Here is a 23163-nt window from a genome sequence, read left to right as displayed (position 1 = left end):
TCTTACCTTGTGGGTAACAGCTCAGTCTCTTACCTTGTGGGTATTGGATATTTATTTATGCTTCGCTCTATGTTGATGGACTGCTGCAGTTATTGCCGCTGTCACACTGGGAGAAATAGCATTTGAAGAAACCGCCTGAACAGGTGTTGCTCTAGTTGCTGTTACGTCAACCTCAGGAATAAAAGTAGCGACGCAGTAAGCCATTAATTTTACTACAGCAATTAACATCACAAGGAAAAGAAACACAATACCCATTCCCGTGAGCATCAACTCTACCCCTTGTGTCATCGCTTCATTCATAATTACCGACCATTGTTATTAAATTTTTAGCATTATCGCTAAAATATAAGCATTTAACAACTTTGCATGCGCTTTCATCTCACTAAAAAAACCGCAGATTTTATGCAAACAGTCAAGCATTACGTGTCTTGTGTAGCCTTTTTCATGCTAAAATTAACAGTTAATTTAAATACATCCCCCTTAACCTTACAATAAATGCTATTTTGTGCAGCTTAAATTAGTTGTAGAATCAGTCATCACTTTTATAAGTTATACACACCTCCACCAAGGACTGGATTGGAATGAATACAATTATTAGCAAGCTCTTTCCGCCTTTTTTTTCAGAACCTGCGGTCATAGTCATATCCTTAATAAACACTATAATAGTGCTGAAGATGCGTTATCAGGTACAAAGCCTGAACATTATAATTCCCCCTGTCTTTACTTCCTAGAGTTTAATACCATTACCATGATTTCAACCATTGTCACTGCCGCTCTATTTATGATTGCTCTCGGCACTGTACTTGCAATCATTCTGGCGATTGCCAATAAGAAACTATTTGTATACGAAGACCCGCGTATTGAAGAAGTAGACGACATGCTTCCTCAAGCACAATGCGGCGCCTGTGGCACACCTGGATGCCGTCCTTTTGCCGAGGCCGTCGTAGCAGGCACTAAAAACCCGTCAGCATGCACCGTCAACTCACCGGAAGGCAATGCAGAAATTGCAGCTTACCTGGGAGTTGGTATGGGCGACCATGAAAAAGTAGTTGCGCGCCTGGCTTGTGCAGGCGGAACTCATGTTGCTTACACACGCGCAAAATATGAGGGCTTAAAATCCTGCCAGGCTGCTTCCGTCGTTTCTGGTGGCGGCAAAGGCTGTAGCTGGGGCTGTCTGGGTCTGGGAGATTGCGCTGATGTCTGTGACTTTGACGCAATCTATATGGATGAGCATGGCTTACCCATAGTTATTGAAGACAAGTGCACCGCCTGCAATGATTGTGTCGTGGTCTGTCCCAAAGATTTATTTACCCTGATGCCAGTCAGCCAGAAGCTTTATGTTGCCTGTAAAAGTTTAGATGAAGGCGACACCGCGCAACAAGAATGTGAAGTAGCATGTACCGCGTGTGAAAAATGTGTTGTTGATGCGCCAAAAGGCTTAATAGAAATAAAAAATAATCTAGCCGTTATTAATTATGAAAAATATCAGGATTTTGATGTTGACCGCACACCTATTGAGCGCTGCCCAACGGGCGCTATCGTCTGGCTAGATAGTAAACTGGGCTCCACCCACGCAAGTAAGGGCAAAGAAGGTATGAAACCACATCGTACAGGTTCCTTACCGATAGGGTAAACTTAGGAGCACAAAAAGCTGTTTTTGTGCTCCTAAGTTATACAGCTTATTACGTCATGCATATTATACTCATTTCCTCAGCCATCAAAAAGTCACCTAGTGCTAAACTGTTTCAACGTTTAAATGATATTACCCTACATGAAATAACGAAGCTGGAAGATATTCTTAACTATAAACATACATCTGGGCTTATTTTTTTTGATGCCGCATTAGGTATGGAGGAAATTACTCGACAAATCCAGTTATATCAGCAGAAAAAAGCCATAAAATGGCTTGTGATTAATGCTACTGATATTCAGCAGTCACTACTATATCTACAGTTGGGTGCATCAGGAATTCTAACGCAACCCGGTGAGAAAAAAGTACAAGACTGTTTACAATCTATTTCCCATGGTCAGCTTTATTTAGAACCTGATTTCATTCAAATTTTAGCCTTACGACAAATAAAGAAAACATTATTACCTTTTAAACAATTAACAGCCAGAGAATATGATGTATTTTGCATGCTTGCTGAAGACTATTCCATTCAAGCAATTGCAGAGCAATTGTCAATAACCACTAAAACGGCTTTTAATTGTCAAGCGCAGTTAAGAAAAAAATTAGAAATAAAGAACCAACAAAGCATTTTTAAACTTGCAAAAAAACATGGACTAATCAACTAAAAAAAGCTAGAATTCCCAAAAAATGGGAATTATTCCTGATTTAATGAAATTTTCTTTACTTTTCCAGAGGACTATCAATGAGTAAATCAATTATTAATAGCGCATTTATTATTGCTATCGGGGCCTCTTTCAGCGTATATGCAGCCGATCAAGGCATAGAAAAATGTATTGCTGCAATCCAAAAACAAAAAACAGGAGAGTTAGTTAAATTAGAAAAACTCAATATTGAAGGTAAAGCTGTCTATGAATTTGAACTTGAAGATGCCAATGGCTTTGAGTGGGAATTTATGTGTGACGTGAATAGCGGCAAAATCTTTGAAACTGAATCAGAAGTTAGCTCGGCTAATAGCCTGGCTTTCAAAAGTAAAATGAAAGTGACTGAAGAGGATGCTAAAGCGATTGCTTTAAAAACGTATCCCGGTGTTATTGAAGAAGTTGAGTATGAAATTGAAGCCAATGGTAATGCTACATATGAGTTTGATATTGTTAATACTAAAGGCGTAGAAACAAAAGTAGAAGTGGATGCCGCGACAGGAAAAATTATCGAAACTGCCATTGAGGAATGGGAAATTGGAGAAGAAGCGGACGAAAAAAGGTAAATTTTTCTCTCGCTTGTAAACCGGGTTAGGTTTTAAAACCTAACCCATCAGATTACTTAACCACTAGCCCCCAGGGATAGCGCCCTACAGCTATGGATTTAGTGACCTTCATCAAATTCAGGTCAATAATAGATATATCATTACTCACTCCGTTGGTACTATATACCCGCTTTTGGTCAGGTGAGAAAGCCAGATTCCAGACTCTTTGTCCTACTAAAAAATAGTTTTCCACTTCTAATGATTGGGCATTAATTAACGCGACACGATTAGCCGGTCCTAATGCCACCAAAGCCCAATGATTTTCCTTGTCCACAATAATACCAACTGGCTGGATTTTGTCAGCGCTTACGCCAGGGATTTCAAAATTAATGGTTTTAACTTTGGTACGACTTGCTACGTCTAGCACGGTTACGGTTCCACCCATCTCAGAAGTCACCCACAGTCGTTTACTATCTGCGCTAAAGCTTAAGCCTCTGGGGCGTGGATCTACCAGTGTATTATCTTCAACGGTTAATGTTTTCCGGTTTATCCAATGTACCATATTGGTAGCTTCAGAAGCACTGACCACCCATTTTTCATCAGGACTGACGGTTACCGGCTCTGGTTCTACACCTACGGGTATGGTTTTTATGGCTTTAGCATTATTAATATCAATCACAGTAACGAGACTATCATCTTCATTCGAGACATAAAGCTGATCACCCGACGGGTTCATTGCAAAGGTTTCCGGGTCTTCCCCTGACGGCAACGTGCCCACTGCTTTTAAGGTATTAATATCAATAATTTGAATGGTATCATCGTCACTGGTGGCAATATAGAGTTGCTGCTGATCTTTACTTAATACAATACCGCGAGGACGTTGACCAATGGCAATCGTTTTTAGTAGTTTACCTGCAATGGGATCGACAACAGCCAAAGCGTTATCTTTTTCCAGTGTGACATAGAGTGTTTCTGAATTAACCTGGCTACTGATTAAAAATAAGACAGCCGCTAAAATCTGCTTCATGGTATACCCCGTGTAAAATTATAACAGTGTGTCAAGATAGCACCTTTCAGTGTATGGCTGGAATAGCCACAACAAATAAGGAAATTTTCCCAATGAGTTTACGTTACCAAATTAGTGTCAGAATTTTATTGATTTCGCTGTGTATTCTTTTCCTGGGAGGCTCTATTGGTATTTGGCAAGCGCGACAATCGGTAAGTAACGAGGTTGACTCTTCCATTAGCCTGGCATTGCAGTTAATTAAAATTGGGATAGGGTCGAATAAAACCCATCAAACTGACTGGATGTTTCGTTTGAGTCGCCTGAAACAGACACGGCACTTAAATATTCAACTGAAAACATCGTCAGGGGAGATTGTGAATATTTCTGATCACCCTCAATTGCATGAATTAGATAAAACACCGCCTGACTGGTTTATCAATTTAGTGCTCGGTGAATACCCTAAAATAGAATATCCGATTGAAACGCTTAACAACATACCTTTGAAGCTGATTATTCAAGCCAACCCGATGGATGAAATTTCAGAAGTCTGGCAAGAAAGTATTGCGTTTTTTACCTCTCTATTCGCTCTGGTATTTTTGACATTCCTTTCAGTTCAATTAGTGTTTAATAAAACCATAAAATCCATCCATTCAATCATTGAACATCTTAAAGGTATTGAAACAGGAGACTACCAGAAGAAATTAGCTGATTTTTCTACCCAAGAATATGATGACATAGCCAAAGCAATTAATCATATGACAGATGTGCTGGGTAATACAGAAAAACAAAACAGAGCTTTGACTCAGCATTCTTTGGAAATTCAGGAAGAAGAAAGGCAGCGCTTATCTCAAGAATTACATGATGAGTTTGGTCAATCATTGACGGCGATCAAAGTGATGGCAGTAACTGCGGCACATGAAAAAACAGATACGCAGAAAATAACCACATCCATGATTGAAATTTGCGACCATTTAATGACTGTTGTACGCTCAATGATGAAACAGTTACATCCTTTAATATTGACAGAGTTAGGCTTGAAAGCCACGCTGGATGATTTACTTCACCATTGGGAAGTCAGAAATACACCGACTATGTTTACTTTGCATTATGATGATGCAGTCGACCAGATAGACCGAACCATCGTGATACAAATATTTCGAGTGATTCAAGAAAGTCTGACTAATATTATCCGCCATGCACAGGCCACTCAGGTCAATATCAGTCTTCAAATCAAACCTGATTCTGATAAACTTATTTTATTAATTACTGATGATGGTCTAGGCTGTGATCTCGACCAACTCTCATCCGGGTTTGGTCTATTAGGTATGAAAGAAAGAATCAAGCTATTAGGCGGTGATTTTAAAATACAGTCTCAAGTAAACAAAGGACTGCAAATTAAGGCAGAAATTCCTCTATTATGAACAGTAAAATTAAAGTTTTGTTAGTCGATGATCACGCTGTTGTAAGAGCGGGGTTTAAGTTGCTGCTAGCGACTTCACCCAATATAGAAGTGATCGCTGAAGCAGAGTGTGGAGAGCAAGCCATTCAGCTTTATCAGTCCTGTCAGCCGGACATTATTGTGCTTGATTTATCTATGCCAGGTATCGGAGGCCTGGAAACTATCAAACGTCTTGTGCAACGTGATGAAAAGGTAAATATTTTGGTATTTAGTATACATGATGAACAGGTCTATGTTAACCGAGCTTTGAATGCAGGTGCAAAAGGATATATTACAAAAAACAGTGCGCCTGAAATTTTGTCAGACGCCATAGAAGGTATTCAGAATGGGCAGCGTTACGTTGAGCATGGGCTTCTCAATAAAATTACTGATGAAGTCTCTGAACATGATTTTCAAGCCATCGCACAAACATTTTCGGCACGAGAGTTTGATGTCTTCCGATTATTGGCTAAGGGCTTAACAGCGCATAAAATAGCCGATGAATTGTGTTTAGGCTATAAAACGGTAGCAAACTACGTCACTCAGATTAAGAAAAAACTACAAGTATCTAGCATTGCCGAATTAGCACATATTGCAATATTGCTGGGGATAATAAAGCATTAAAGGGAAATATTCCCGCACAAACTCAAGAATAATTCCCGTTACAGCCCCTGTTTTATGTTTGATAATAGCCGCTTTTTACACGAGTTGAACATGAAATTAAGCACACTATTTATAATTCCCTTTTTAGTTATTTCAATGGCAGCTAACGCTCACGGACCAACGCCTAAAAAAGCCGATAAAAGTATTATTATTAACGCTTCTATAAACAAGGTCTGGGCAGTGATAAAAAACTTTGATGATATTTCAAATTGGCATCCTGATGTTATATCCAGCGTAGGAGATGGTAAAAACGAATCTGGCAGCGAACGGCGTATAACGATGGAAAGTGGTGTATTAGAGGAAGGTCTGGATTATTTTAGCGATGCTGATCATGAATACAATTATCGTTTAAAGACTGAAAATACAGATGTCTTTCCAGTGAGCTCTTATACCACAGGAATTCAATTAATTGCTGAAGATGATAATAATACTAAAGTTAAATGGAAGAGTCGTTATTATCGAGGTGATACAGGCAACACGCCCCCCAAAAGACTCAATGATGAAGCAGCCGTTAAAGCAATGAACAGCTTTATTGAAAATGGATTACAAGGCCTGAAAGAGACACTAGAAAAATAAATATGTTGCTTTTAACTTTTGCCTTGTTGTGTGGTTTTTCTTCTATCGTAGCGAGTAATCCGTATTTCTATATTAATCAGCAGCAGGGTGAGAGTGTTAGCGTATTTAAACGCACTGATTTAACATTAAAAACCACGATTCCTACCCTCAAAGGTCCTGCTGGTATTGCTATTAGCTCGCATAATCCGTGGTTAGCAATTACCTATCCCGAGCTGGGCATGATCAGTTTTATTGACAATGAAAAGCTAATTCCTTTAGAGCACATAAGTGTCGGAGGTAGCCCTTTTGGCGCTGTTTTTGCTAGTAAACTGCTTTTTATTAGCGACTGGTCCAGCAATACCGTTAAGATCATTCATCCAGGTACAGGACGTATGATAAAAAAAATAACAGTTGGAAAGTCGCCAGCAGGAATTGCTACAAATGCCTGCGAATCACAAGTATGGGTGTTGAATAGAGAGGATAATAGCATCTCGGTATTAGATACTCACTACTTTAAAGTGATTAAAAGCATAGCGGTCGGAAAGGCACCTTTTGCACTTGCAATGGATGATAAATTTGCCTATATCGCAAATTCGCAAGGCAACACCCTGAGTATTGTTGATTTAGCGGATTTAACCGAAATAAAACGTATCAGCGTAGGACGCATGCCATATGGTGTTGCAGTAGATCGGGAACATCACAAAGTTTATGTGAGCAATCAACTGGAAAATACGGTGAGTGTACTTGATTCTAGAACTCAAAAAATTATCCGCACCTTAAAAACGGGAGCGTATCCTGAAAATATCGCTGTGGATGAGGAAAATCAGCATTTATTTGTGCTGAATTGGTTTGATGGAAGTTTAAGCGTATTTAACAGCCAAACTGATAAAGAAATAAATCGAATCAACGTAGGTGATGGAAGTCGGGCTTTTGGTCAGTTTGCGGGAAAATCTATCGCCTGTTCAACTGAGTAGCAAGCAATCGCTTATCAAGCGAACCGCAATAGAATTTTCCGGCCTGTTGAACAACAAACGAAACAGTGAACTATTCTCGGTGGATAAAAAATCATCTTTATTTGCTGTTATAAAATCACGGTGTACTCTAAGGGATTAAATTTTGCTGCGCTTGTTTGCCATCTTTTGGTGGAAAACGTTGCGCTATTTCACCCTACGCGCTATCAGTTTAATTATATCCATTTGTCAGATAAAATTAGGGTTAAATTTCACTTCATATTGGTTCTTTTTCAATATGGGCATCAAATATTATATTGATTTAAAAATTGATGTCGAGATCGGTGAGACAGCACGGCCCATATGGTTTGGTTTTTATTTTTGTTAAATTGTATTTTAGTATCTTAAAGTTGCAGCTTAGTCAGTTATCTTATGATTTTTGAGGTAATTATCGCGCGCGACATCAGGTTATTTCGCACAAGGGAACTAAACGCTGTAGAGAGTTTAGAAACGTATCTCATAGCAGCGCTTAACACCCTATTTAAACCAAAACGAGTAATGGTTTATAACTTCTTATCCAGTAATAACTTATAAAATTACAACCATTGGCAGGATCCAGTTAATGTTGATGATTTGCATGATCATCTTACTCTGATATTTCTTCCGCATCCGTTAATTTAAAGAGGAAATCGCCCTGGTCTTGTAATTCGACTTTGTAATGCCTACCGAAGGCCTTGACTTCAAGGATGGATAAAATGCCGCTTACATCATCATAGATGACTGCTTCATGTGGATCATCACCCAATGCTTCGATCGCATGCTCAAATTCGGCTTCTTCCAGTCCTTGGTTGAAAACAATCACCACCGGCTTTGCCGCATAAGAAACTGATAGATCGCTATTAGCAGCCGACTCAAATAGTTTGAGTTCTATTCTGTAAGCACCCTGGCTACCATTCAAATTATTACTGGCATCTAGTAGAGAAAAGTCAATATGCGCATGTAATGCGCCGTTGGCATCAATCTCGCCAATGACGGCTAAGCCTTCAGAAACGCCATGAGCATCGATGCTCACCGTGTTATCCAGAGCATCAATGATATTCACATGTTCTTCGTTAGGCATTGCAGTCGTCCATTCGTCGCCATCCCAGAATAGTAATTGACCTTGGAGTTGAAACTGTAACCAGTTGCCGGGTTGAAAGGCACCTTTTTCTACATTGACATCAACACCCGGTTCATCGGTTGCGAATGCGCCGCCACCCAGGTCGCCAAAGTCTACCTCGAATAATTGACTATTGAGATTTATTTCAGCGCCAATGCGCCAGGGTTGTAAATCACCCGCATGCAAATGAGCTTCTTCTTCGGCTAGAGCTGTGAAGCTGGATGCTAATAACAAAGATGAAATAATCGCTTTTTTAAACATAATTTATTTTCCTTATAGAGGAGGTTAATTTTCAATTTCTTCAATGGTTTCCAATTGAAAAGTGAAGTTTCCGATATTTCGCAATATGACGCGAAAATATCGGTTTTCTACCGATAATGCAGGTATTTCAAGTAAGCCGCTATGGGCATTGTATTTTGCCGGTAAGGTATAACGTGTCCTGGCAGAGTCATGTGTTTGCAAAGTAAAAAGATTTTCACCGGTTTGCTGCAATACTGCCTGATAATGTAGCGTGTTGATTTGCACGTCATTTAACGCCAGTTGTCCAGTGTTGCTGTCGAAAACGGCAACTTGCATAACTGGGTCTATTTGTCCGGCTTCGGGAATACGACACAATCTTAGATTGCACAGACTTTTAGCATGATGAGCATCCTGTCGGTTAATTAGACCGTCGCCATCGACATCAAACATGATGTTATCGGCCTGAACTACTTCCCGGTTTTGTTCGGCCAGTAATATCAAGGCGACATCCATTCTGTCCACATCACCGTCCAAATCCACATCGCCTAAAATAGAGAGGGAGTTAACCAGGTTATCAGGTAAAGTGACAATAGGCGGGTTAGTGTTGTTAGTAGCAACTAAAGCCGATATGGCCTCGGATAATTGCCGACTGTCCAGACCCGCATTGAAAAGTATCAGAAATGGTGTACTTGGAATGGCGCGCGCATTCGACAGTAATTGCATTTCAATTAAATATGCGCCTGTTGGCCCGCCTGTTTCACCTTGCCGGTTTTCCAGAAAAAAACTTAGATGGGTATGTAAAATGCCTGACTGGTTAGTAAGATCGACAACCAGTTCCGGACTGCCAGAAATACCATCGCCTGAAAAAACCGTAGCGCTTTCGGTATTGAAATTATCTGCGTCAAAACAAAGCAATTGACCTGCGCAAGCCGCATAATCGGTAGCCAGTCCATCAAGTGCTTCCAATCCCCCATACAGCGCGATCTGCACATATTCTGGCGCTTGCACCCAGGCCGATTGCATCGTATCCCAATAGCGCAAATGACCCAAAGCCCGGTAACTGAGCAGTTCATTGGGCAATAAGGCACTTTGAACGGAGCGAAACCCAGGATTTTTGGTTTTAAAGTCACCACCGGACAAATCTTGAAAATCAGCAATAAAAATCAGCTTGCCGCTGGCCGCTTCTATTGGCAAATTGTCTTCCGGTAAACCCAGCTCGGCAAATAATCCATCCAGATCACAACCTGCTACACCAGGTGTTTGACAATAGCCGGCAAATAAAGCACCGTCCTCGCCCCAGACTTCTACGTCCAGGTGCAGGATGGAAGCCGCTGTCGCCATAGGCGCAAAAGCGAACATCAACAGGATAGAAAGCGTTTGTGTGATTGATATATTTATCAACATAATAAATTGGTACCACTATTATTAAAAATCTGCCCGAAAGCCGACAACAAAGCTAAAGCCTGGCTCGGGCGCATAATTTCTTAAAAAGGAGACAGGATTGCGGATTTCCTCGTTCAATAGATTGCTTGCTTTGGTAAATACCCATAGATCTCCCCAGCCTGTATCATCCCAATGATAATCAGCACTGAAACTGAGCAGGTTATAGCCATCGGTTTCAGTCTCATTTGCTCCGCTATGGCGTTGCGCCTCGCTACGCGAATAACGTAAGCTTGTGTTCCAGTCATAATTACCAACATTTAATTCTGCGCCATAGCGTAACGGCGGTATGCGAGGCACATCATCATTTTTAAAACGTGCACGTACATAATCAGAGAACACGGTCAACGAGACGGTGGCAAAGGATGACTCGAAGACCGGCATACTGGCTTCCGCCTCATAACCTACAAACCTTGCATTTTGCTGGTTATAGGCGTAAATAGGCACACATTCTGCAGCACTGACACAACGCTGACGAATCACTTCATTATCAATTTCGTAAAATAAACCGGTATTGCGTTGATAGATAAAATCATCAATCCAGTTATAAAAGCCGTTCAGTTTGACGTTCAGCCAATCGGATTGCCAGTCGAATCCAAGGTCAATACGCTGCATGGTTTCGTTATTTAAAGCGACATTGCCTATATCAAAGGTACGCGTCGATAAATGCGGGCCGAATGATAAAAGTTCCTGTATATCGGGTGAACGTTGCGCATAGTCAAACGCCAAATAAATATCGGCCTGTTCGGGGATGATGCTCCAGGTAACTGACAGCGAACCTGATACCGCGTTAAAGTTCAGTTCATCCGGTAAGGCGGCAGGCGGTAATGCGCTGCCCCGTAAACTAAGGCTATCTGCATCGGGATCTATCTTTGTCTGTTCAAAACGAACCCCACCGCTAAAGAGCCAATCATTCCATTGATAGTTTTGGGTGGTGAATATGCCCCAGGAATTTTTTTTGGTTTCCGGTACAAAGGTTTCTATACCCAACGCGGAAAAATCCTGATCCGTCCATTGCACGCCAAGTGTGCCGGTGAAATCCTCGCCAAAATGGTGATCGACTTCAAAACGGCCTTCTCCGGTATCATTTTCAAACATTGTAAAAACTGACCCGCCTTCGTTTTCTGTATGTTGATAGTCAACATAGGCATAAAGAAAACGTATATTGTGAATACCCTCTATCGGATCGTTCCATTCGCCTTTAAAATCATAGCGGATGTTTTTCAGGTCTATGCGTATATCAGGATACAAGGCCTCTTTTCCTAAAACATCCTCGAAACCGCTTATATCCTCAAGTTGTGGTAGTATCAACTCAAGACCATCCAGACTATTACATTTCCCGTATTAATGAATTGAATTTTAATGTACTATAGCTTTCCCAGTTCTCCGTTATCAATCATATTTTTGTGCCAGCCCCTTACTCAGTCGATATTCGAAAAAAAGTGCTCAATGCTATTGAGATAGACAAACAAAGTAAACCTGATATAGCTAAACGTTTCGCTGTTTCTTATTCTTTTGTTTATACCTTATGGCAACATTACCAGGAAACTGGCATGATTGCAGCCAAAAAAGTAGGCGGGCATGTTGCACCAAAAGTAGATGAAGCGGGTGCTCTTGAGATAAAAGAATGGCTAATAAAAAAGCCTGATTTGACACTAAATGATCTTTGTGACCGATATGCTGAACACTTTGGTATTAGCATGGGGAAAAGTTCAATGGATAGAGCTCTTAAGCGTATGAATATTCGATATAAAAAAAAGTCCGTACGATCCAGCTAAATATTGTGACCGAACTAAAAAGCTAAAAATAGACTATTGCACTGAAATCGCCGATATATCGCTCGATAAGCTCATTTTTCTTGATGAAATGGGCGCAGGACTGAATCTCTCACCTCTTTATGGGCGAGCACCGTCAGATCAGCGTGTTTATGATGAAGCGCCGGTTGCTAAAGGGCAGCGTATAAGTATGGTCGGGGCAATGACATCAGCCGGTATGAAAACCGCCTTAAATTTTGAAGGAACCATGACAGGACTTGTATTCCTCTACTTTTTGAAGCATTTTCTTTGCCCCTTACTCGCTGAAGGTGACTATGTTGTGATGGATAATGCCTCAGTTCATAAAGTAGATGAAATTAAGGATCTTATTCAAAGGCTATGTCACCGTAAAGTATGGAATTTCATATAACAAGAGCGTATAAGTAAATAAAGCCCATGTAAATTAAGGAGATAGTTATGAAAGCCCCAGAGTTTTTAGAGTTCATTTCCGAAATAAATCAACTTGACCACCATCAACGCACTGTTCTAACGAAAGCACTGGATCAACTAGAGGACGAACCTAAGGTTTTTGATTTAATTGAAACAATATTTGATAGCAAAGGTAAATGCCCTCATTGCTCCCATACCGAAAGCCACAGGCATGGAATAAAAGATGGCCTTCAGCGCTACCGCTGTAAAGCCTGCAAAAAGACATTTAATGCTTTGACAGGAACGCCTCTTGCTCATCTACGCCTCAAGTCAAAGTGGCTTGATTACTTAGGAGCTATCGCAGAATCATTGACTGTCCGGCAGGCAGCTAAAGAAATTAATGTGCATCGAAATACAACCTTTCGATGGCGGCACCGTTTTTTAAGCTGGATTCAGCAGGATCGTCCCAGTGCTCTTCATGGCATTACAGAAGCTGATGAAACCTACTTACTTGAGTCACATAAAGGAGAACGCCATCTCAATCGTCAACCAAGGAAACGAGGGGGCTGTGCGACTAAGCGAGGGATTTCTGATGAGCAAATTTGCATTTTAATTGCTCGTGATCGCTCAAAACAAACCGTAGATTTTGTGACAGGTAATGGCCCAATAAGCAAAATTGTTCTTGATACGCATTTAAAGCCAATACTAGACCAGGATGCCCTCCTTGTGAGTGATGGCAATCCAACTTATGTGCATTTTGTAAAGCTGAAAAAGTATCTCATGAAATCGTTAACATGAGTCAAGGGCAGCGGGTGACTAAAGGGGCCTATCATATACAAAATGTCAATGCATACCACCACCGTTTTAAATCATGGCTAGACCGCTTTCATGGTGTAGCCACCAAGTATTTACCTAATTATTTGGCTTGGTGCAGAATTATGGATCGGAACCACAATCTAACCCCTGAGCAATTGTTACATTCTGCTCTGGGTGATTTTCAATACTTAACGGTGACATAGCCTATTCAAAAGACAGGAGCAAAGCTTATTTACCTACCGCCTTACTCACCTGACCTTAACCCGATTGAATTAGCATGGAATAAAATTAAACAGTACTTACGCAAACAAAGACCACGAACCGTTGAAGCGTTATATCAAGCTTATGCCGAAGGGTTGAAATGCATCAGTACAGATAATGCTCAAAGCTTTGTTAATCACTCAATGAAGTTCGCTATTTAAGTGGGATATGTAATATTGGGGTCTAAAGCATTACTGCCACTGGGTACACCGTATTCATTGTCGATATAATTGACCGACATACCGGCCATCGTCTTTTCCCCTAACCAGGAAACACCGGCAAAACCGCCGTAACTTTCACTGTCGGTATTCGGTATCGTGCCCTTTGAATTATTTATGTCGGTTAAGCCGAATTGTTGTTCAATATTATTCTCGTCAATGGTGGAACCCGGTATTTGCGTATCATTACGATGTCGATAAAAGCCTCCCATGGTCATACCCAGCCAGTCCTTTTCCAGATTCATCCTAAATGCCGAGTGCGTCCCATTGCCATTGGTATCGTAGCGACTTTCCAGCCAACCGCTCAGAAGTTGTTCCTGGCGTCGCTCAGGGATGCGATAATCTTCAACCTCAACAATACCGCCAATGGCATTGCCACCATAACGAATATTTTCCGAGCCGCGTGATATACGAATGCTTTCTGCAAAAATTGGCTCTATCGCAACCGCATGATCCGGGCTTAAACTAGACGCATCATGACTACCCAGACCATTTTGCATCATCCGCACGCGCGATCCAGAAAAGCCGCGAATAACGGGTATGCCGACACCCGGACCAAAAGAAGCGTTACTCACGCCTAATTCCCCTTCCAGTACTTTGCCTAAGGTATCATTCTGTTTTAATCGTAGCGCATCACCCTGCAATAAACTTTCCTTGGGTGATTGAATAGTGTTGATGGGTGCGCCGTGGATTTCCATGACGTCCAGATCAACGGGTTCGGCAAAAGACACTGAAATAAAACCGTTTGGACTGGACATGCAAATACCTAATATTATTATTCGGTTAAAATCTGAGTGGTACATCTCATCTCTTTAGCTACCAGTAAAACTGGCGATTGTTAGGATCTGGTATAAACAAACTGATCCGTTTTGAACGCTATTCGCTTACCGTTTGCAAGACATCATATTGTCTTTTATTTTTGTTATGTTATAACATAACATTTTTGTCGAGGGTTTACAAAAATATTTTAGCAGTGAAAAAGTAACCTTAGAGGAAACTCAGCTTCAATTCGGAATGTCGGCCATCTGTAAATGCGCATCTAGCGCATTGGCTGGCAGCACGGCAGGTTCGACGACGGTGGTGTAGCCCGCTTGTGCATAACGGTAGCCGGTTTATGTGGTTGACCAACGTGCGGTATTAACATTGCCACCGGCGATATGGCTATGAATATCAATGGCTCCGGCCATGACAACTTTGCCGGAGACATCAATATCCGCATCTGGCAACGCTCCGACCTCAGTCGGGGAAACTATCATGCCATCACGAAACCACACATCTTGAATCGTTCCATTTAATCCTTGGGCAGGATCGAAAAGTCGCCCGCCTGTTAAGCGTGTTAACATATTAAATAACCCTGCAACTGTCTAATGCCGTGTAGATTTCTTGTTTAGGCAGGTTACGACCTATTAAGACTAACACCGATTGGCGGACTTCATTAGCTGCCCAAAGCTCGCCAATACTGTCTCCGAGGAGCATATGTACGCCTTGATAAATCACCTTACGATCACAACCCGCAATATGCACGATGCCTTTATAGCGCAATAAATCATTACCGTAATCGCGGACCATCACATCCATAAAACCGATGATTCTTGCCGCATCAAAGGCTTGCTCAGTACGGTAGACAAAAGACGTGATACCGGCATCGTGCGCATGACTGACATCGCCCAGAAAGTCAGGTTCAATTTCCAGGATGGCATTGAGATTAAAGCCGCGTATGTCGAGAATTTCACTGATGTCGGTCTCACCAAAATGCGCATGAGCAATAGGCGCACGGGCGTTGATGAGGCGCAATCGCGTTTCTAGTTCAATCACTTCTTCTGGCGTTATCAGGTCGGTTTTGGATAATAATAAGCGGTCAGCAAAACCCACTTGTTCCTCGGCTTCATGACACTCGCTAAGTTGTTTCAGGGCATGTTTGGCATCAACGACAGTAATAACCCCGTCGAGCAAATAATATTCACCAATATCTTGTTCGACAAAAAACGTTTGCGCGACCGGGGCAGGATCGGCAAGCCCAGTAGTTTCAATTATTACGCGCTCAAAAATCAATGAACCGTTTTCACGTTTTTCAGCCAACTCGCCCAGAATGCGCACGAGATCGCCGCGCACAGTGCAACAAATGCAGCCATTGTTCATTTCAACAATTTGCTCTTCGCCCTGAATCAACAGATCATTATCAATGCCGGCTTCGCCGAATTCATTTTCAATGACGGCAATACGATGACCATGCTGTTCAGACAAAATACGGTTTAACAAAGTCGTTTTTCCAGCACCTAAAAAACCGGTCAAAATGGTTACGGGCACAGGTGTGAAGCTATTAGGATCAAGCATTGGGTTCTCCAGGATAGCGGTTATAAAGAATTATTTTCTGTAATATTATAGTGTGCTGATGATCTCGACCCAGTTGCCGCGCACAGCGTTGTAAAAACAACTGCGCCGTCCGGTGTGACAAGCGGGACCTAGTTGATCAACCAGCAACAACAGGGCGTCGGCGTTGAACGGCAAATGCTCAAGGACATCCGGCCAGGGCAGGTTGGCGCCGATAGGCAAGGTTTCTGTGCGTTCGATCATTCGGCAGATTTCTTATCGCGTTCGGTAAATAGTGTTAATACGGTCATTTTTCCTCATCTCAGGCAAAATCCAGCGTCAATAACAGACGTTTCGGTGAGTCGGGCGTTAATTGCGGCGAACGGTGTACTGCGCCATATTGCTCATTGCCTTCCCAACGCGAGCCTTTCAGTAATCCAATCGCATAAGCGGGCATGGTCTGGATGGCATCAGCATCCATAATCAGCCCTGAGCATTCATCCTTTAAACCACCTGACCCCGTACCCAGTTTACGTCGATCAACATGTGGCTCTTCCAGCCACTCGGTGCCAACACCGCCGTAGGTACAAACCAGTCGGCAAGTCACTGCGTCGGTATGAAATCTGGGGCACATGGCATGATCCAGGGTGCGCAAACGCAATCCAACATGGCTCAGATCGAATAAGTCGCAATACATCGCCACTAAATGGGCGACGTCTTTGCAAAATGCCTGGTAACCCGGTAAATGTTCTGTCTGCGGCAATAAGTTAATGAAATCGAACGAGGTAGCATTAATGATTTCTACAAAACCGACTGGATGGGGTTGTTTTAACAAATGTTCGACAAAGCGTTTCAGCTCGTTATCCACTTTACGCTGCACCACACAAAGATTGATGGCGGGCTGGTAGATTTGTGTTAAATCAGCCAACTCATCAGACAGGTAAGATCTGAAATAAAAGGGGGGTACTAAATGGTGTGCGTTAGCGCTCATATTGACCTCATTAATTTAATAAAGATTGTTCCAGGATGATGATGGACTGCATAAAACCAATGCTCAAAGCAAAGATAAGGGTTTGCCCGACCAGATGGGTTATGCTGGAATGCTCGTGCAACGCCGGTATCATGTCGGTGGCAGCGATGTAGATAAAACCACCCGCTGCAATCGGCAGTAAAAAGACTAACGATGACTCGGCCAACTGGCTGGATAGCAAGGTAAACACCGCGCCGGCAACGGCGCTCAGCGAGCAATAAAAGTTGTACAACACCTCTTTTGCCGGTGAATAACCGCCATACACCAGCGCACTGACATCACCTATTTCTTGCGGAATTTCGTGGGCTATAATCGCCAGCGTAGTGGTAAAACCGAGCACCGGATCCTCGATAAAACTGCCGCCGATCAAGATGCCATCGACAAAGTTATGCACGGCGTCACCCATTAAATTCATCTTGGCGATGGGGCGAATATCCTCGTCTTGACCGGGCACATCGATGTGATGGTCATGACGCCAGCGCACCAGTTTTTCCAGCACGAAGAATAAAAACATCCCCAGTAATACCGTCAAACAGACGGTGGAAATAGAGCCTTGCCGCGCGACTGCATCGGGAATCAGGTGGATAAAGGCATCGCCCAGCAAAAACACCGACCGCCAAAGCAACCGGATAAGGAATAATGCGTTTAAGCCGCTCAGTCTCAACCCATAAGGCAAACAGCCCGGACAATGAGACAAAGCTGACCAGAAAACTGGCGCCAATAGTACCGGCAATGACTACCCTTGAAAGGATCATGATTTCTCACTCATAAAAGTTTGTTGAGACGTAGTGTTTTTGTGTGCCATAAATAAAGCACGCAATCGCATCGGGAAGCAGGTGCATGGCCGCATCGGCCAATAATACTAGCAGCACGGCCACAAAGGCACGGGTAAACGTAAGTTTTAATCGCTGACATTGAACCCGAAGCGATAACACAGCCAGGCTGATCAACAATAGCGAGCCAAGGACATGAAAAGCCTGATCAAGCGTGTTCATCAGCCAGCCAGGCGGGAAAATTATCCTGATAGGTTTTCCATATCGTTTCGCCGGCAGATAATTCATCATCAGTCAACAGACACTGATCCAATTCATTGCGCGTTTGCTCGGCATCGATATTTTGGCCAATAAACACCAACTCCTGACGGCAGTCGCCAAACGGGGCTTGCCAATGGGCCTGAATATCAGCAACATACTCTTCTGGCCATTGCGTTTCCGGCACCGATGCCCACCACTGACCAGCGCAACCATGTTGCATGGTGCCGCCCGCCTGTGACCAGCTACCCACCCATTCGGGGCGAGATGCCAGCCAAAAAAAGCCTTTGGAACGCAGCAAAGTGCCGTTGTCCCAATCGTCGCGATGCAAATAATCGTAAAACCGTTTTGGATGAAACGGCTTGCGAGCAGCGTAAACAAAGCTGGAAATGCCGTATTCTTCAGTTTCCGGCGTGTGGTTGCCGCGCAGTTCTTGCAGCCAGCCGGGTGCTTGCTCGGCTTGTTCAAAATTAAAGCGTCCAGTGTTGATAATTTTTTGTAGCGGCACTTGCCCCATCACCATCGGAATAATCTCTGCTTCAGGATTTAAGGATTTAATAATGGTGGTTAAATTGTCCCGCTCATCGCTACAAATCAAATCAGCTTTAGAGATTAAAATGACAGTGCTGAATTCAATCTGTTCGGCCAGTAAATCAGCGATATTGCGCTCGTCGTCCTCGCCCAGACCTGCATTGAGTTCTTTCAACGACATGGCATCCATATAATCGCGCATGAAATTGACCGCATCGACTACGGTGACCATCGTATCCAGCGTGGCACTATCGGACAAACTGAGGCCGTCTTCATCTCTGAAGGTAAAGGTTTCGGCAATCGGCATCGGTTCGGCAATACCGGTGGATTCGATCAGCAAATAATCAAAACGGCCTGCTTTAGCGAGCTGCCCGACCTCTACCAGCAAGTCTTCACGCAAGGTACAGCAAATACAGCCGTTGCTCATTTCGACCAGTTTTTCTTCGGCACGATTGAGCGTGATTTCATTTTTAACCAGCGTCGCATCAATATTGATTTCGCTCATATCATTAACGATCACGGCTATTTTCAAGCCCTCGCGATTGGCAAGAATATGATTGAGCAGCGTGGTTTTACCCGCGCCTAAAAAGCCTGATAAGACGGTGACGGGTAAGCGTTTTTCAGTCATAAAATTTTTATATTGTTAGCTGGTTTTTCTTGGACAGAGCTGAGTAAGTGGCTCGCTTTATCAATATCGATGCCGTGTAAGGGGCAGCCCAAGTTTTTTTTGAACGCACAGGCATGACGATGGATTGATGAATTTTTAACACGTTCATCAGTAAATCACCCTCAATCCTATTTTCGGGGCAGAGTTGCGCAAATACGAAGTCGAATCGCAGATGTTTTCATCCATGTTCTGCTGTTCGGTTGCATAAGTGGTCGGTGCAATCGCGACCGCTAAGAGGCAAAAACAAATATCGGGCTTTCGGTTCATATGATGCTCATTCCCAGTTGAAGTAAAAAATAGTAAGTGATAGTGTAAATTAAATTGTAATGATATAACATATCATAATATTTTAAAAGCGATTACTTTACTTTTCAAAAAGATTTGTATACAGCCATGATGTTAGCAATAAAACCTCGGATATTTTCATTACGTCAGTTTTGATTCCATAAAAGTGTTGACACATCAAGGCTTCTTAATTTTGAAGGGGATGTGTTGCGCTTTTTGGAAAATGAAGCTATTCCCTTTACTACTAATACCGCTAAAAATGCCATTCGAATGACAAAAGTTCATCAAAAAATATCAGGGTGTTTTCGTAGCATGGACAGGGCTAAAATATTTTGCCATGTCAGATATGCACTGAGCGATGTGATGCCGTGTAAGTGTCATCACTCATAATCAAAGCATCGTGCATAATCATGTCGGATTTCGCAACGCTCATCCAATTAACTTCTGAAAGCCTATGTGCATACATCCCTTCCACCTTCATCACAGGTCCAAAACTCTTTTGCACCTGCTTCAAAATACAGCTGTTTTTTCTCATCTATTTCGCGTTGACTCTTACTCGCAGAAATAACTTCTACACAAACTTAGGGGGTAAGTCTTTGAAATCAGGGTATTCACAAACTTCTTTCCAGCGCCTCTGTATTACCTGCCAGAGTTAATTATATTGGCAATATAGCATGACTTGTATTGCTTAGGAGCGAAAATGGCTCTATTCAGCTTGTATTAACCCTTGCCGGGCAGCCATCAAGGTAAACTCTGCCATTGTTTTAACAGCCAACTTTTCCTTGATGGTGGTACTGTGATTGCAAACTGTTTTATAACTTAAATGTAGCTTATCTGCCACATCACGTGGGCTACTTCCATTAGCTAGTAGACAAAAAACATCAAACTCTCTGGGTGAAAGCTGTTTAATTTTATATTCATCATCTTGCTCAGTCACCATAATAACCGCAAGTTGTTGAGCCATGGCTGCATCTATATAGGTATGTCCCTGCGCGATAGAACAGACGGCAGTGACTAACGTTTCAGGCAGGCTGCTTTTACTGATATAGCCTTTAGCACCTGACTTTATCGCGCGGGTTGCATAAATTATCTCATTATGAATACTGAAGACCAGAATCTTACAGTGCGGGGCACGGCTAATGAGTCGCCGGATACACTCCAGCCCTCCCATACCCGGCATGGATAAATCCATAACCACCACATCAACAGGTTGTTGCATATACTGTTGACAGGCTGATTCACCAGAGTCCACTTCATGGATCTCGCCTATTTTTTCCGATAGAGACAAATAAGACTTATAACCTGCTCTTACGACGGCATGATCGTCAACAAGTAATACGCTAATTTTAGACATAATTCATCACTTAAAAATGAGTCATCATGAACAATTCTTTTTTGAATTGATATAGGAGCTTTTCCTTTTTATAGAAGGTATCTAGCGGCAGGAATTTTTCCTGGGTTAAATCGCGGTTTATTCCTGCTTAATTAGTCACTTATTCCGTATCCAAAAAGAGGGCAAAAAAATAAAATAGGCGCAAGCATTTGCCAGATTTATCGCTAACTTGATCAGGTGGGTTTTTATAAAAAAAACAAAATGATTTGGCGAATGCTTTTCTACTACAAAGTCAATCTGGAGGAAATATGCAAATTAAAAAATTTGCTCGGAATATGGTAACTACTCTACTGGTTTCTACGAGTATGCTCGCCATATCACAGCAAGCAAATGCCAATAAAAGACTGGAAGATTTATCTGAGCAGAACACTAACTGGGTGATGCAGACCAAAGATTATGATGCCAGTCATTACAGTAATATGTATCAGATCAATATCCAAAATGTTCATAATCTAAAACCTGTCTGGTCTTTTTCAACAGGAGTTCTAAATGGTCATGAAGGCGGTCCATTGGTGGTCGATGGCATTATGTATGTCCACTCTCCTTTTCCGAACAATATTTTTGCGATTGACTTAAATGAACCAGATAAAATTTTATGGGAATACAAGCCTAAGCAAAACCCGGCAGCTCGTGCTGTTGCCTGTTGTGATGTAGTCAATAGAGGTTTAGCTTATGCGCCAGGAACTAAGGATTACCCTCCGACTATTTTTCAAGATCAACTAGATGGTCATGTTGTTGCTCTTAATGCAAAAACAGGGGAGTTGATCTGGAAAATGGAAAATTCAGATATCGCTATGGGCTCAACTTTAACTTCCGCGCCATTTGTTGCCAAGGATATGGTGATTGTAGGAAGTGCGGGGGCTGAATTAGGTGTGCGTGGTTATGCAACGGCCTATAAGATTAAGGATGGCTCCCAGGTATGGCGTGTGTATGCGACAGGACCCGATGAAGATATAGGTATAGGTAAGGGATTTAATGAAGACAATCCACATTATGGACAGTTTGGTTTAGGGACTAAAACCTGGGAGGATGATGCCTGGAAAATCGGTGGCGGTACAAACTGGGGCTGGTACGCTTACGATAGTGATCTGGAAATGATTTACTACGGCTCAGGCAATCCTGCACCATGGAACGAAACCATGCGTCCAGGTGATAACAAATGGACGATGACCATCTGGGGACGTGATGTTAATACGGGTAAAGCAAAATTTGGTTACCAAAAAACACCGCATGACGAATGGGATTACGCTGGTGTGAACTATATGGGTTTATCGGAGCAAATGGTCAAAGGAAAAATGACTAAATTACTAACCCATCCTGATAGAAATGGTCTGGTTTATACCTTAAACCGTGAAAATGGCGATTTAGTCAATGCATTTAAAATTGATGACACGGTTAACTGGGTTAAAAAAGTTGATTTAAAAACAGGCCTTCCAATTCGTGATCCAGAATATTCAACACATATGGATCATGAAGCAAAAGGTATTTGTCCATCTGCGATGGGCTACCATAACCAGGGCATTGAGTCTTACGACCCAGTCAAAAAGACATTCTTTATGGGAACCAACCATATCTGTATGGATTGGGAACCGTTCATGCTGCCATACCGGGCAGGACAATTCTTTGTAGGCGCAACACTTAATATGTATCCAGGTCCTAAAGGTACACTGGGTCAGGTAAAAGCGATGGATTCAGTAACGGGCGAATTTAAGTGGGAAGTTGCTGAGAAATTTGCAGTCTGGGGTGGCACCATGGCAACAGCTGGTGATCTGGTTTTCTACGGTACATTAGACGGCTATATCAAAGCGCTTAACTCTAAAAACGGTGAAGAGCTTTGGAAATTTAAACTACCTTCAGGGGTAATTGGTCACCCGATTACCTACAAGCACAAAGGTAAACAATTTGTTGCTATCTATTATGGCGTAGGTGGTTGGCCTGGTGTTGGTTTAGTGTTTGATTTGCAAGATCCAACTGCGGGTTTAGGTGCCGTAGGCGCGTTTAAAGAATTAGCGCATTACACACAAATGGGTGGTGGTGTGATGGTTTTTGCACTGGATTAATAAAGTGGAGAAGCACTTTTAGCTGAAGCTAAAAGTGCTTCTTTCAATAATTCA

Annotated in this window: 25 protein-coding genes and 3 pseudogenes; 13 read left to right on the top strand and 15 right to left on the bottom strand. The window is 42.3% G+C overall.

Features of this window, described 5'->3' with window-relative positions; translation table 11 throughout:
- Positions 1–51: 51 nt before the first annotated feature.
- Positions 52–300 (bottom strand): OadG family protein, encoded by a 249-nt coding sequence (locus AU255_RS02615; protein WP_080521429.1) that lies wholly within the window; start codon positions 298–300, stop codon positions 52–54.
- Positions 301–748: 448 nt separating this feature from the next.
- Between AU255_RS02615 and AU255_RS02610 the strand changes: the two genes are divergently transcribed.
- The 3 genes from AU255_RS02610 to AU255_RS02600 all read left to right on the top strand — a co-directional run bounded on the left by AU255_RS02610 (position 749) and on the right by AU255_RS02600 (position 2894).
- Entirely contained in the window at positions 749–1633 is an 885-nt protein-coding gene (locus AU255_RS02610; RefSeq protein ID WP_233144534.1) for a (Fe-S)-binding protein, read from the top strand.
- Between the two features lie 56 nt (positions 1634–1689).
- The gene (locus AU255_RS02605; RefSeq protein ID WP_080521428.1) at positions 1690–2295 is read left to right on the top strand and encodes a LuxR C-terminal-related transcriptional regulator; all 606 of its coding nucleotides are present in this window, start codon (positions 1690–1692) and stop codon (positions 2293–2295) included.
- Positions 2296–2372: 77 nt separating this feature from the next.
- Positions 2373–2894, top strand: a complete 522-nt coding sequence (locus AU255_RS02600; protein ID WP_080521427.1) for a PepSY domain-containing protein — start codon at positions 2373–2375, stop codon at positions 2892–2894.
- Positions 2895–2946: 52 nt separating this feature from the next.
- On the opposite strand, the gene AU255_RS02595 is transcribed toward AU255_RS02600, so the two are convergent.
- Entirely contained in the window at positions 2947–3900 is a 954-nt protein-coding gene (locus AU255_RS02595) for a PQQ-dependent catabolism-associated beta-propeller protein (protein ID WP_080521426.1), read from the bottom strand.
- Between the two features lie 92 nt (positions 3901–3992).
- Here AU255_RS02595 and AU255_RS02590 point away from each other — a divergent pair, with 92 nt between their 5' ends.
- The 4 genes from AU255_RS02590 (at position 3993) to AU255_RS02575 (ending at position 7509) form a co-directional block, all read left to right on the top strand.
- On the top strand, positions 3993–5300 hold the full coding sequence (locus AU255_RS02590; protein ID WP_080521425.1) for a sensor histidine kinase: 1308 nt from the start codon (positions 3993–3995) through the stop codon (positions 5298–5300).
- Entirely contained in the window at positions 5297–5941 is a 645-nt protein-coding gene (locus AU255_RS02585; protein ID WP_080521424.1) for a response regulator transcription factor, read from the top strand. The genes AU255_RS02590 and AU255_RS02585 overlap by 4 nt, the downstream gene beginning before the upstream one ends.
- 90 nt (positions 5942–6031) lie before the next feature.
- On the top strand, positions 6032–6556 hold the full coding sequence (locus AU255_RS02580) for an SRPBCC family protein (protein WP_080523260.1): 525 nt from the start codon (positions 6032–6034) through the stop codon (positions 6554–6556).
- Between the two features lie 2 nt (positions 6557–6558).
- Positions 6559–7509, top strand: coding sequence for a YncE family protein (locus tag AU255_RS02575; RefSeq protein ID WP_080521423.1), 951 nt, complete (start codon positions 6559–6561; stop codon positions 7507–7509).
- Positions 7510–8131: 622 nt separating this feature from the next.
- Here the strand turns inward: AU255_RS02575 and AU255_RS02570 are convergent.
- The 3 genes from AU255_RS02570 to AU255_RS02560 are packed head-to-tail and all read right to left on the bottom strand — an operon-like array spanning position 8132 to position 11635.
- Entirely contained in the window at positions 8132–8905 is a 774-nt protein-coding gene (locus AU255_RS02570) for a hypothetical protein (RefSeq protein ID WP_080521422.1), read from the bottom strand.
- Between the two features lie 24 nt (positions 8906–8929).
- On the bottom strand, positions 8930–10288 hold the full coding sequence (locus tag AU255_RS02565) for a hypothetical protein (RefSeq protein ID WP_080521421.1): 1359 nt from the start codon (positions 10286–10288) through the stop codon (positions 8930–8932).
- Positions 10289–10309: 21 nt separating this feature from the next.
- Positions 10310–11635 (bottom strand): TonB-dependent receptor, encoded by a 1326-nt coding sequence (locus AU255_RS02560; protein ID WP_158083036.1) that lies wholly within the window; start codon positions 11633–11635, stop codon positions 10310–10312.
- A 95-nt stretch (positions 11636–11730) separates the two neighbouring features.
- On the opposite strand from AU255_RS02560, the gene AU255_RS02555 reads away from it, so the two are divergent.
- The 4 genes and pseudogenes from AU255_RS02555 to AU255_RS21270 all read left to right on the top strand — a co-directional run.
- A complete protein-coding gene (locus AU255_RS02555) occupies positions 11731–12102 on the top strand; it encodes a helix-turn-helix domain-containing protein (protein ID WP_158083035.1) in 372 nt (123 codons plus the stop codon).
- On the top strand, positions 12065–12508 hold the full coding sequence (locus AU255_RS02550) for a transposase (RefSeq protein ID WP_332889046.1): 444 nt from the start codon (positions 12065–12067) through the stop codon (positions 12506–12508). Before AU255_RS02555 ends, AU255_RS02550 begins: the two co-directional genes overlap by 38 nt.
- A 47-nt stretch (positions 12509–12555) precedes the next feature.
- Positions 12556–13526 (top strand): annotated as a pseudogene (locus AU255_RS02545) (IS1595 family transposase).
- 3 nt (positions 13527–13529) lie between these two features.
- A pseudogene (locus tag AU255_RS21270) lies at positions 13530–13638 on the top strand (transposase); the annotation flags it as partial.
- Between the two features lie 103 nt (positions 13639–13741).
- Here the strand turns inward: AU255_RS21270 and AU255_RS02535 are convergent.
- The 9 genes from AU255_RS02535 to zigA form a co-directional block, all read right to left on the bottom strand.
- Positions 13742–14560 (bottom strand): TonB-dependent receptor plug domain-containing protein, encoded by an 819-nt coding sequence (locus AU255_RS02535; RefSeq protein ID WP_158083034.1) that lies wholly within the window; start codon positions 14558–14560, stop codon positions 13742–13744.
- Positions 14561–14914: 354 nt separating this feature from the next.
- Positions 14915–15145 carry a hypothetical protein gene (locus AU255_RS02530; RefSeq protein WP_198942523.1) on the bottom strand — a complete coding sequence of 77 codons (231 nt, stop codon included), beginning with the start codon at positions 15143–15145 and terminating at the stop codon, positions 14915–14917.
- A gap of 1 nt (position 15146) precedes the next feature.
- Positions 15147–16136, bottom strand: a complete 990-nt coding sequence (locus tag AU255_RS02525) for a CobW family GTP-binding protein (protein WP_080521416.1) — start codon at positions 16134–16136, stop codon at positions 15147–15149.
- A gap of 45 nt (positions 16137–16181) precedes the next feature.
- Positions 16182–16376 carry a phosphoribosyl-AMP cyclohydrolase gene (locus AU255_RS02520; RefSeq protein ID WP_080521415.1) on the bottom strand — a complete coding sequence of 65 codons (195 nt, stop codon included), beginning with the start codon at positions 16374–16376 and terminating at the stop codon, positions 16182–16184.
- Between the two features lie 58 nt (positions 16377–16434).
- Positions 16435–17103, bottom strand: coding sequence for a DUF1826 domain-containing protein (locus AU255_RS02515; RefSeq protein WP_080521414.1), 669 nt, complete (start codon positions 17101–17103; stop codon positions 16435–16437).
- A 10-nt stretch (positions 17104–17113) separates the two neighbouring features.
- Positions 17114–17656 (bottom strand): ZIP family metal transporter, encoded by a 543-nt coding sequence (locus AU255_RS02510; RefSeq protein ID WP_233144533.1) that lies wholly within the window; start codon positions 17654–17656, stop codon positions 17114–17116.
- Positions 17610–17897, bottom strand: a complete 288-nt coding sequence (locus AU255_RS20600; protein WP_233144532.1) for a hypothetical protein — start codon at positions 17895–17897, stop codon at positions 17610–17612. Before AU255_RS20600 ends, AU255_RS02510 begins: the two co-directional genes overlap by 47 nt.
- 6 nt (positions 17898–17903) lie before the next feature.
- The gene (locus tag AU255_RS02505) at positions 17904–18137 is read right to left on the bottom strand and encodes a hypothetical protein (RefSeq protein ID WP_080521413.1); all 234 of its coding nucleotides are present in this window, start codon (positions 18135–18137) and stop codon (positions 17904–17906) included.
- Positions 18124–19332 (bottom strand): zinc metallochaperone GTPase ZigA, encoded by a 1209-nt coding sequence (zigA, locus tag AU255_RS02500; protein WP_080521412.1) that lies wholly within the window; start codon positions 19330–19332, stop codon positions 18124–18126. Before zigA ends, AU255_RS02505 begins: the two co-directional genes overlap by 14 nt.
- 504 nt (positions 19333–19836) lie before the next feature.
- Here zigA and AU255_RS02495 point away from each other — a divergent pair.
- Positions 19837–20013, top strand: a pseudogene (locus tag AU255_RS02495) (IS66 family transposase); the annotation flags it as partial.
- Positions 20014–20362: 349 nt separating this feature from the next.
- Here the strand turns inward: AU255_RS02495 and AU255_RS02490 are convergent.
- The gene (locus AU255_RS02490; protein WP_080521410.1) at positions 20363–21013 is read right to left on the bottom strand and encodes a response regulator; all 651 of its coding nucleotides are present in this window, start codon (positions 21011–21013) and stop codon (positions 20363–20365) included.
- Positions 21014–21297: 284 nt separating this feature from the next.
- Here AU255_RS02490 and AU255_RS02485 point away from each other — a divergent pair, with 284 nt between their 5' ends.
- On the top strand, positions 21298–23109 hold the full coding sequence (locus tag AU255_RS02485) for a methanol/ethanol family PQQ-dependent dehydrogenase (RefSeq protein WP_080521409.1): 1812 nt from the start codon (positions 21298–21300) through the stop codon (positions 23107–23109).
- Positions 23110–23163 lie beyond the last annotated feature (54 nt).

The organism is Methyloprofundus sedimenti, assembly GCF_002072955.1.
Lineage (GTDB): Bacteria > Pseudomonadota > Gammaproteobacteria > Methylococcales > Methylomonadaceae > Methyloprofundus > Methyloprofundus sedimenti.
Note: the sequence above shows the minus strand (reverse complement) of the source record. Positions and strands in the feature narration are given on the sequence as shown.